Source organism: Rhizobium sp. P1_E1, assembly GCF_056406015.1.
In genome coordinates this window covers 1-10,687 of record NZ_JBFUAY010000160.1, presented here as the reverse complement: position 1 = coordinate 10,687, position 10,687 = coordinate 1, and the positions used below count along the sequence as shown (strand labels likewise).

Genomic DNA, 10,687 nt, shown 5'->3' with positions numbered 1-10,687 from the left:
GTTGGCGAGCCAGGCGATGCCGACCGGCTCGCCGCCATCAACGAAGGCCTGGAAGGCATAGGCATCCGAACCGAAATCCAACTCCTGCTCGAATTCCGCCGTGAAGGTGCGGCCATCGAAACCGCCGACGGTGACGGAGGTGAGGTTGCGGCGGCCGGTGGCCGGGTCGCGGCTGGTGAGCAGACCGAAGATCAGCGCCCAGCGGGTTTCTGCGCTTTTGCCGGAAAGCGGCACCATGCAGGGGCATTCCGCCGCCGTCATGCCGAAACCGTCCTCGCGATGGATGATGCCGAGGAAGGTCCAGCCATCGGCGCCTTGCGCGTCGGCGGTTTCATAGAGCAGTACGACGCCGCCCTGCCTGTCGCGGCTGCCGAGCAGCATCTTCCAGCGGCCGTCCGGGCCTTTGAAGACATAGGGGTCGCGGAAATCGGTGGTGAGGTTCAAGCCTTCCGGGCGCAGCGGCATCACGGTTTTCGACGGGCCGGCGACGATGCCGTCGCGGCTGACGGCGGAAAGCTGGATTTGCTCTTCCGGTTGCCGATCACGCACATGCTCGGTGTAGAAGACGCGGATTTCCTCGCCTTCTGGGCCGGCGCCGGGGATCGCCGAGCCGGAGAAGGCGCCGCCGCGGCCATCATCCTTTTCCGATAGATGTGCCGCCGGGAAGAGGAACATGGGCAGATGCGTCCAGCGGACGAAATCCTTCGAGACGGCATGGCCCCAGTGCATAGTGTTCCAGCGCGGCTCATGAGGATAATGCTGGTAGAAGAGGTGAGCGTTTCCGCCGAACCGTCCAAAACCGTTCGGATCGTTCATCCAGCCGAAGGGCGGGCGGAAGTGGTAGCTGTCGGGCACGTTGGGGGCGGCGGTGCGGGCATCGCTGTGCAAGACGCGGATGCCCTCCTTCATCACTGTTTCCGGCCGGAAGGCATAAGCGACGGAGAGCGCTGTGGTTGTCGCATCATAGGACAGCGTGGCACGACCGCCCTTCGCGAGCGTCACAGCGAAGAACTCAAATTCCCCCGTGCGGCGGGTCGAGGGCTCGCCGATGTCGTTGCCATCAACAGCGACGAAGAGCTTCGCCTCGCCGCCGGCATGGCGCGCCTTCAGCCAGAGATGCAGCACCGTGCCTTCGGGCAGCTCCGCTTCGATGGTTTCAGGTGCTGACGTTTCGGATTTTGCCTGCAGAGACATGATCAACCTTTCACCGCGGAGCCGACGAATGAACTGACGAACCAGCGCTGGAAAGCCAGATAGAGAATGAGGACGGGGATCATCATCAGCACCGAGGCGGCCATGGCGCGGTCCCAATAGATGCTGTCCTGTCCGAAGAAGGTGGCGATGGCGACGGCAATCGGCCGAGCATAGTCGGTCTGGGTGACCAGCGTCGGCCAGAGATACTGGTTCCAGCTTTCGATGCCCATGAGGATCGAGACCGTGGCGAGCGCCGGCAGGCTGAGCGGCATGTAGATTGACCGGTAGATGCGGAAGACCGATGCACCATCCATTTCCGCCGCTTCATAGAGTTCCTTCGGCAGCTGCGCGAAGAACTGGTAGAAGAGGAAGACATAGAGCGGGCTTGCCACCCAGGGCAGGATCTGCACCGCGAAGGTATCCGTCAGCCCCGCCCGCGACATCATGACGACGAGCGGCATGATGATGCTTTCCTGCGGGATGACATAGAGGGCGACGACCAGCGCCAAGAGCGCCGCCTTGCCGCGCAGCGAGCCCCAGGCCAGAACGAAGCCCGCCATGGAATTGATGATCAGACCCGAGACGACTGTGGCAACGAGGATCACCAGCGAATTGAAGAGATATCGGCCATAGGCCAGCTCGCCGGAGAAATGGGCGATCTCCTTGTAGTTCGACAGCGTCGGGTCGCTGACCCAGAAGGCGCGGAAGCTGCCCATGTCGGCGAGGATGCGGAAACGGTCGTCCTTCAGGCTGGCGATCAGCAGCATGAACAGCGGCGAGATCATCACCAGCGCGATGACCAGGATGCAGAGGCTCTGCACGACGCGCAGGCTTCTCTTGCCGTTGCCCCTTGCGATTGCCAGCGGGGCGGGCTGGCTCAAAGCGATATCAGACATCGAAGCGCCTCAGGAGTTTGCGTTGCAGGAGCGCGATCAGAAGAACGATGACGAAGAGGATGACGGAAACGGCCGATGCGTAGCCGAGTTTCTGCTCCTCGAAGCCGGCGCGCACCATGTAGTGGACAACGGTTTCGGTGCTTTCCTTCGGGCCGCCCTGGGTGAGGATCGCCACCTGCGTATAGAGCTTGAAGGCCTGGATGGTAGTGATGACCAGCACGAAGACATGCGTCGGGCGAAGGCCGGGCATGGTGACGTGCCAGAAGCGGCGCAGCGCGCTTGCCCCGTCGATGCGGGCGGCATCGTATAGTTCTTCGGGAATGCCCTGCAGGCCGGCGAGATAGATGATCATTTGAAAGCCATAGGCCTGCCAGGCTGAAAGCAACACGATGGAGAACATCGCCCAGTTGGGGTCGCCGAGCCAGTCGATCGGCTGGATCGTGCCGCCGGAAAGGAAACCGACGATCTGGTTGAGCGGGCCGCTCGGATACTGGAACAGCGTGCCCCAGATGACGCAGACCACCACCATGGAGGTGATCGCCGGCAGGAAGAACAGGCCGCGCAGCAGGTTTTGCATCGGCAGCTTCTGGTGCAAGAGCAGCGCGGTCAGGAAGGCGAGGCCGCACTGCACTGGCAGCACCCAGAAGGTGAAACGCGTAACGTTCCACAGCGAGGTCCAGAACAGCGGATCGGTGAAGACGCGCTCGAAATTCAGGAGGCCGACAAAGCGCACCGGCGTCGGGCGCGGCACGAGCGGCTGGTTGGTCATCGCCGTCCAGAAGGACAAGAGGAACGGCGTGATCAGGAATATCGCCAGAAGCAGAAAGGCAGGCGCGATCATCGCCATTTCCTGCCAGAGCCGCTGCTTGTCGCGGCGTTTCGCCGGACGCCGCAAAGCGGGCGTGGAGGTCTGTTGCAAAGTCATTGTTTCCTCCTCATCGGTCATCCTCCCGAGATAGTCCAGGGCCGGCCGGAGAACCGGCCCCGTCAAAACCCCTTACTGCTGCTCGTCGAAGGGCGGGTAGCCGGCGTTGTCCTCGATATCCTCGTCGATCTTCTTGGCAGCGGCCGTCAGCGCTTCCTGCGCGTCACCACCGTTGAAGATCTTGTCGACGGCTTGCATGAAGGCCGAGGTGATCGTCGGATAGGCCGGGTGCGGCGGACGGGCGATCGCGGTCTTGGAAGCCTGCTCAAAGGCGATGRCGAGCGGACCGCCTTCCGCATAGAGCGGAGATTCGGCCGCGAAGCTCTTCAGGCCCGGATAGGCGGACTGGGTCTTGGCGTATTCCCGGTACGCCTTGTCCTTCAGCAGGAAGCTCAGGAACTTGCCGGCGATCTCGGGGTTTTCCGAAGTCGCGGAAATGCCCCAGATCCAGGTTCCGTTCGGGCTCACGCCCTTGTCGCCGATCTTCGGCAGCGGCATGACCACGATATTGTCCTTCATCGCTGCCGACGCCTCCGCGTAGAACCAGTGGCCGCCCATGGCCAGCGCGGCCGGCTGTCCCTCGGCGTAGAACTGGTTGGTGCCCGACGAAGTCGGTACGACCCAGCCCTTCTTCACCCAGTCCTGCATCATCGTCAGCGCCTTGACGCAGGCCTCGCCATCGAGCGTGCCGCTGGCCTTCCAAGTCTTGCGGTCGATCAGGTCGCAGCCGGCGCTTTCGAGCAGGGGGCCGTAGGCATAGGTGATCCACTCGGTCTTGATGCCGTAACCTCGGAAGGTGTCGATCGGCCACTTCACGCCTTCGAGCTTGGAAAGCTTTTCAAGATAGCCTTCGAATTCCTCGCGGGTCCAGGCATCGTCGACCGATTTCGGAATGCGGGCGCCAATGGCTTCAAGATATTTCTTGTTGCCGTAGAGCACGACCGAGGAGTCGGTGAGGCCGATCGCATAGAGGTCCTTATCGATCGGATAGGTGCCCTGGGCGATATTCGAATCCGTCATGTCATCGAGCAGGTCCTTGTCAATGAGCGGCTTGACCGGCTGCAGATAGCCGGACCAGACGTAATTGGCGAGGAACGGAGCATCGAGTTCCATGATATCGGGCAGCTGCTTGGCCATGACGGCGGCGMTGAACTTTTCGTTATAGGCATCGTGCGGCGCGTAGATCATCTCGATATCGACATCGGGATTGGYGGCCTCGAAGCGGGTGGCAACGTCGCCATAGGCCTTCACCCAGCCGGGATCGCCCTGGTGCATAACGTGGATGACGGTCTTCGCCTCGGCAAGACTCGCGGTTGCAACCAGCGCGGCGGACGCGAAGAGACCGCAAAGTAAACGATTACCCATTCTCATTGATATTCTCCTCCTGTTAGACACTATTCGATGTTCAGACGGATGCCCGTTCGACCAGATGGAACGGCAGTTTCCGCAGATGCGGCGGTTCGGGCTGCTCGGCCAGGAGGATCTCCATGGCAAGGCGGCCCATGGCGCGGTGCGGCAGGGCCATCGTCGTCAACGGCGGGTCCAGCCGCGAGGCAAGCTCGACCTGGTTGTCGAAGCTTGCCACCGCGATATCATCCGGAATGCGAAGGCCGGCGCGGGCAAGCGCCGCATAGACTTCCATCGCCACGCGGTCATTGCCGCACAGGATGGCGTCCGGCCGTTGACCGGATTTCAGAAGCGCCTCCACATGAGAGGCAACAAGGCTTGGCGCGCGGTCGCTGTAGACGCTGCGGCGCACCGCCGGCAACACGCCGGCGGGGTCGATGCCCCCCTCCTCAAGCGCCGCACGAAACCCCATCTCGCGTAGCGTGCCGGCGAGAATGCCCGGCAGGTTGATGAAGGCGATGCGCCGGCGGCCGGCGACGAGGAGATAACGCACGATCTCCCGCGCGCCGCCCTCTTCGTCCGGCACCAGCGCGGTGACGCGGCCGGCAGCCTCGCGGCAGTTGATCATGACGCCGACGGCGCCCGTCAACCTGTCCGGCAGGGCCACATGCTTGTGGTACATGGCGGCATAAGCAACGGCGCGTGGCCGGAACTGCTGCACCTCGTCGAGCACCGAGCCGATAGACTGGCCGCTTCTGTGGTTGACCGCAAAGACCGCCATGCCGGCGCTACGGGCCGCCCCGTCGAGGCCACGTACGATCTCGGTGGCGAAGGGCGAAGTGATGAGGCCGTCGGAGACGACGCCGACCAGCGGCAGCCAGCCCTGACGCACGCCACGCGCCGCAAGGTTGGTCACATAGCCGAGTTCTTCCGCAATGGCCTTGATCTTCTGGCGCGTATCGTCGGACATGCGGGCGGAGCCGCCGTGCAATGCGCCGGAAACCGTCTTTACCGAGACGCCCGCACGTTCCGCGATGTCAGAAAGCGATACTGCCACGATCTTCACCATCCTCCTTGGGTGATCGATTACCCAATAGTGGCAGCGGACGCGTTTTGTCAAGCGGCTTTTACGTGCACTGCTCGGTGTTCCGAACACCTATCTGTCAATCGGCGCACAAGACTGACCCCTTACCGGCGTGCAATCTTGGCTCTGACGCAGATTGGGTGCAATTGACTCATGTCGCGCCGATCAGGCGGGCTTGAAGAAGATCAAGTTTTCCGCGCCCGTACATCTGGCGCTTTACCAGCTTGAGCTTGGTGATTTGCCCCTCAGTTTGTCCGTTGGACCACGATGAGACGATCGCTGCCCGGACTGCCTGTATGTCTTTGAAGCGATCTTTTATGAAAAGGGTTGCGCGCAGGCATCGGCTCCTACAAGGACACAGATGGCGCCTCGGCCGCGCGCAACCCCCCTGCTTCGCCTTTACTTGGCCTTACTGACGCTCGCCTCAATCCTCCCCAATTGAGAGCTCACGTAGTCGCCGTGGCGAAGCTTTGCGAATTCGTCGGTGGCTTGTGCCCGTCTGCTCTTGAAAACGTACCATTGACCGTCCGGTTCGCGTTTCTGATAGATCAGGCCGCCCTTCTTCCGGTGGCTGAAGCAGGTGATTGCCGTCGCCGTTCCGGTCTTGGCGTGCCAGTCGGCGTTGAAGCAGAGTTTACCCGACTCCGTGATGAACCAGCGGCCCATGCCGAAAGACGGCGAGCCGTTTTCCCGCGACCAGGCGGTAAAGCGGCGCGCCTTTGTGGAGAAGTAGCCGGCACCGGCTTTCCACATCCAGGAATTCTGGTTGTAGAGCTGATAGATTTCCGCACTGCTCATCGGCTTTGCGGTCTCGATCCCCGCAGGCTCATTGGTTCCGGCAGCGGACGCGGCCGTGGCGATACCGCTGAGGGCCACGGCCAGGAGCATTTTTTGAAGCATGGACATGTTCAGCTTCCCTCTTGTTCAATTGATGCTTTCGCGGACGACCCGCCAGTCGGGGCGGCCATAGCCGTCCGGCCACGGATAGACTTCACGGTCGTTGAAGTAGATAACGGCGCTCAGGGCCGGGAACTGGGGATAGCGTTTCGTTATGCTCTCAGCCCAGTTTCGCACGTATGAATCGTCGCCTTCGTAGCCGAGTTCGGCAACCATGATGGGCTTGCCGTAACCAGCGACACGGGCGTATCCGGGCGCAAGGTGCGCTGCAAACGTCTGGTCCTTGCCAGTCTTGTCCCTGTCGTATTGCTGCAGGCCAAAGACCGAGAGCCCGATGAGATCGACGACATCGTTGCCGGGATAAAAGGCTTGAAGCCCCTCATTACCCTTCGGTGACCACATGTATTTGGCCGTCTTCAGGTGGACCTTGCAGACCTCCACCATCCGCCGATAGGCCTTGGCATAATCGGCGCCCTGCCAATGCGACCAGGAGAACTGGCTGTCGGTTTCGTCCATTTCCTGTCCCCAGCGAATGATAACCGGACTTTTCAGCTTGGCGGCAGTCGAGCAGACGGCGGCCATGTTCGCATCGCGCGAACCGTCCAGGATGCTGTGCAGCAGTTCCTGCGAGGTTTGGCGCCAATCGGATGACCAGGTCCAGGGCTCGACCGAGATCAGCAAGGTGCGGCCACGCGATTGCGCATAATCGTCGGCCAGGGCGAGCGTGCGCAGATCGACGTCTTCCCAGGGCAGGAAGAGGTGTTCGATCTTCGAATCGGGCGACGCGGCTAAATCTCCGTGCGGATCATAGGCGCCGAACGTGAGCGAGTCCTTCGTGACGACCGGCATTTTGGTCGGCGGCGCGATGGACGATGTCGTCATCGCAAGCGGCTGCCCTTCGGCAAAGCTGCCCAGAGCGGTCGGCAGGACCGCGACTCCCGACAGCAACAGGCCGGTTAACGACAACAGGGCTATTTTGGATGGGCTAGACATTGTGTACTTCCTCCAGGCTCGGCCGCAAATCCGGGTGAGCGGCATCCGTTCTCAGTTGGATCCCTTCCGGATCGGAAATCCATCGTGGTTTGAAGAAGATCGTGCGCAGGGCGGTCCCGCCCCGGCCTGCACCGGAGGCGGCGTAGCGCTCTTCGAACAGCTGAAGGCGGCCACTGCCCCAGGCGAGTGCCTCGGCCGCATCCTTTCCGCGCATCATGGTTGCAACCCCCGGCAGCGCGACGAGCGCAAGAAGCACCGTCGCCATCGCCGGACGGTAGAAACGCGGGGCCGCCGCAATCGTATTTTCCTTCGAATGGCGCCCAACGATGACCAGAAGCAGCACGCAGTAGATTGTCGCGTTCAGGACGGTAAAGAAGTAGCCCCCCTTGGAGGCGCCGGCATGGCCGATCGCCAGGGCGGGCAATACCGCCATCAGCGCCAGCACAGCGTAGGGCGCCAGGACACGCGCCGGCAGCAGATCGACTTCGGACCGCCCTTTCGGCGTGACGCGGAAATCGACGAAGGAGCCCGTGAGAAAATCGTGCACCGCAGCCAGCGTACCGGCGAGTGCCCAGGGCCAGCGCGCGAAGAGAAAGAGCATGCATTCCCAGCTTAGGATCTTGGCGTCGTAGGGGCGGAACGAACTGCTGGCGCGCCAGCGATAAGCCATCACCACGAGAGCGATAGAAAGCGGCGCGAAATGCGTGAGGAAATCGAGATAGGTCACCGTCACGAAGTTCTGGCCGCGCACAAGCGCGATGATCGGCATCGCAAACATGAGCAACATGAAGAACGCAAAAAGCGGATACCAGAGTTGCGAAAAGAGGAACTGGAACTTGAGCCGGGGCGGCAGCCGGCCGACGAGGCTCGGCGAGTACCGCAACAGCACCATGACCAGGCTGCGCGACCACTGGAATTCCTGCGTCACGAGATCGCTGAAGGTTCTGGGGCCGTCACCATGGGCGATGGCATCCAGCGCATGCACACCCCGCCAGCCGCCGGCATTCATCATCATTGTCGTCGAGTGGTCTTCAGCCAACTCCGGACCGAGGCCGCCGATCTGTTTCAGGGCGACGGTACGTACCGCGTAATGCGACCCTATGCACAGCGGCGCCAGGCCGCCATTGTAACCGGCTTGGAGCGAGCCATGCATGCTGGCCTCGGCATAGAGCCTTCCACGTGCCGACCAGCTTTCGGAAGCGTTCTTGTCGCAAATGCTGGGGGCCGAGACATAGCCGACGTTTGGATCGGCGAACGGACGCAGCATGTGGAAGAGATAGTCGGGCGCGGGAACATGATCCGCATCGAGTTGCGCCACGAAATCGTAGCGGCTGTAGCCGTAGTGGTCGTAAAAGAAGGCGAGGTTGCCTTCCTTGCACCGCGTGCGTCGGGGCCACGACGTCCGATGGTAATCGGATCGCCCCTTGCGGGTCGAGACGAAGACCCCGTGCCCGGAGCACCAGTCGAGAGTCTCGGGGGAAGGGTCTTCGTCGGCAAGCCAGGTGTCGTGTTCCACCTCCTGGGCAAGCATTGCCAGCAGGGTTTCACTGACGACCGAGAAGGGTTCCGCCGGCGCCTTGGTCACGACCATGGCCACTCGGCTGCCCGCCGGCAGGCGCAAGGGACCGTTCGGTCTTGCCGCCCGATAGAAGACGACGATGAAATAGGCCGGCAGAGCGGTAACCCAGGCAAGAACGAGGCTCACCGTAATTGTGCCGAAAGCATCGACGTGATGGTGCGGCTCCAGCCACCAAATCCAGAAATAGGCGAAGGCGCAGGCCCATACGGCGGCCAAGAACAAATATTCGGCCCGCCGATATCCGGTCAGAACCGGGACAAGAAACGGCTCCTGGGAGGGTTCCGGAGCATGCGTCGCTTGGTTGATCGCAAGTTCGGTCACGCGCGCACCTCCAGTCCGAAGAACGGAGCCGCCGTCCGCACGATGGTTTCGAGGTCGGAATATCGAGGCTGGAAGCAGAGTGTCTCGCGGGCCAGGCTGGCGTCGGCATAGAGGCTGGGCGGATCGCCCGGCCGGCGCGGATGGATGACGACCGGGACTTCGCAGCCGGTCGTTTCCTCGATTACGCGCAGCACTTCCCTGATGGAAAAACCCCGCCCGGTGCCGAGGTTGACAGCGAGGTTTGCTCCGCCTTTGGCGAGATGGGTAAAAGCCTGAACATGGGCGCGCGCGAGATCTGCGACGTGAATATAGTCCCTTATGCAGGTCCCGTCAGGGGTGTCGTAGTCATCGCCGAATATCTCCAGGTGCGGAATCCGGCCGGCCGCGGCCAGCAGCGCCCGCGGAATGAGATGGGTTTCCGGAACGTGCCATTCGCCAAGCTCGCCGTCCGGATCGGCTCCACAGGCATTGAAGTAACGCAGGGCAACATAACGCAGGCCGAAGGCCGCCGAATAATCGGCGAGCATATTCTCGCCCATCAGCTTGGTCCTGCCGTAGGGATTGATCGGAGCCTTCGGCAACGTCTCATCGATCGGCAGCACGGAGGAAACGCCGTAGACGGCACAACTCGATGAGAAGATGACGTTCTGAAGCCCCGTCTGCCGGCAGGCATCGATAAGCGACAATGCACCGCAGACATTGTTGTTGTAATATTTCGCCGGGTTCTGCACGGACTCGCCCACGTAGGCCGAGGCGGCAAAGTGGATGACGGCATCGGGCGCATATTTCTCGATGGCCTCGATCAGGCATGGCGAGTCGAGGACGTCACCTTCGACGAAAGGGCCCCAGCGCACGGACGACCGGTTTCCGGTCGTAAGATTGTCGTAGACGACAGGCTCAATCCCCTCCGAGCGGAGGAGCTTGGCGGTGTGGCTGCCGATATAGCCGGCACCGCCCGTGACAAGGACCCGGGGCGCATCCATCAGACGGCCTCCAGCTCGCGTGCTGGACGGGTGAGAAGGCCATCGAAATAGTCGATCGTCTGACGCAGGCCGCTCGACAAGTCGATCTTCGGCCGCCAGTCGAGTTCCTGCATGGCAAGCGAAATATCCGGGCGACGCTGACGAGGGTCGTCAACCGGCAGAGGGCGATGGATGATTTGCGACCGGGAGCCGGTCAATCCGATCACCTGCTCGGCCAGCTCCCGGATCGTGAATTCGCCCGGATTGCCGAGATTGACGGGCCCCGTCAGCGACGACGGCGAGGCCATCATGCGGACCATGCCGCCGATGAGATCATCGACGAAACAGAACGAGCGGGTCTGCGAACCGTCGCCATATATCGTGATGTCTTGCCCCGTCAGGGCCTGAACGATGAAATTCGAGACGACGCGGCCGTCGTCCGGACGCATCCGCGGGCCGTAGGTGTTGAAGATGCGGATGATCTTGATC

The 10,687-nt window shown here is 62.0% G+C and carries 10 protein-coding genes; all 10 read right to left on the bottom strand.

What is annotated here, in order from left to right:
• The coding region (locus AC1D1Z_RS29425) for a glycoside hydrolase family protein (protein ID WP_477852446.1) at positions 1-1,194 on the bottom strand (1,194 nt) is incomplete at its 3' end.
• 2 nt (positions 1,195-1,196) lie between these two features.
• Positions 1,197-2,090, bottom strand: coding sequence for a carbohydrate ABC transporter permease (locus AC1D1Z_RS29420; protein ID WP_018247058.1), 894 nt, complete (start codon positions 2,088-2,090; stop codon positions 1,197-1,199).
• Positions 2,083-3,015: a carbohydrate ABC transporter permease gene (locus tag AC1D1Z_RS29415; protein WP_018247059.1), complete on the bottom strand. Its 933-nt coding sequence runs from the start codon at positions 3,013-3,015 to the stop codon at positions 2,083-2,085. The genes AC1D1Z_RS29420 and AC1D1Z_RS29415 overlap by 8 nt, the downstream gene beginning before the upstream one ends.
• Before the next feature lie 72 nt (positions 3,016-3,087).
• Positions 3,088-4,380 carry an ABC transporter substrate-binding protein gene (locus tag AC1D1Z_RS29410; RefSeq protein WP_477852448.1) on the bottom strand — a complete coding sequence of 431 codons (1,293 nt, stop codon included), beginning with the start codon at positions 4,378-4,380 and terminating at the stop codon, positions 3,088-3,090.
• A gap of 40 nt (positions 4,381-4,420) precedes the next feature.
• Positions 4,421-5,431 (bottom strand): LacI family DNA-binding transcriptional regulator, encoded by a 1,011-nt coding sequence (locus tag AC1D1Z_RS29405; protein WP_131647244.1) that lies wholly within the window; start codon positions 5,429-5,431, stop codon positions 4,421-4,423.
• A 414-nt stretch (positions 5,432-5,845) separates the two neighbouring features.
• Positions 5,846-6,352 carry a DUF995 domain-containing protein gene (locus tag AC1D1Z_RS29400; RefSeq protein WP_018247062.1) on the bottom strand — a complete coding sequence of 169 codons (507 nt, stop codon included), beginning with the start codon at positions 6,350-6,352 and terminating at the stop codon, positions 5,846-5,848.
• An 18-nt stretch (positions 6,353-6,370) separates the two neighbouring features.
• Entirely contained in the window at positions 6,371-7,309 is a 939-nt protein-coding gene (locus AC1D1Z_RS29395; RefSeq protein WP_131647243.1) for a glycoside hydrolase family 26 protein, read from the bottom strand.
• Between the two features lie 19 nt (positions 7,310-7,328).
• Positions 7,329-9,236 (bottom strand): glycosyltransferase family 2 protein, encoded by a 1,908-nt coding sequence (locus AC1D1Z_RS29390; RefSeq protein WP_131647129.1) that lies wholly within the window; start codon positions 9,234-9,236, stop codon positions 7,329-7,331.
• Positions 9,233-10,219 carry a UDP-glucose 4-epimerase GalE gene (gene galE / locus AC1D1Z_RS29385; protein ID WP_130654113.1) on the bottom strand — a complete coding sequence of 329 codons (987 nt, stop codon included), beginning with the start codon at positions 10,217-10,219 and terminating at the stop codon, positions 9,233-9,235. The genes AC1D1Z_RS29390 and galE overlap by 4 nt, the downstream gene beginning before the upstream one ends.
• Positions 10,219-10,687, bottom strand: a 469-nt coding sequence (locus AC1D1Z_RS29380; protein WP_477852442.1) for an NAD-dependent epimerase/dehydratase family protein, incomplete at its 5' end; no start/stop codon positions are given. The genes galE and AC1D1Z_RS29380, both read right to left, overlap by 1 nt.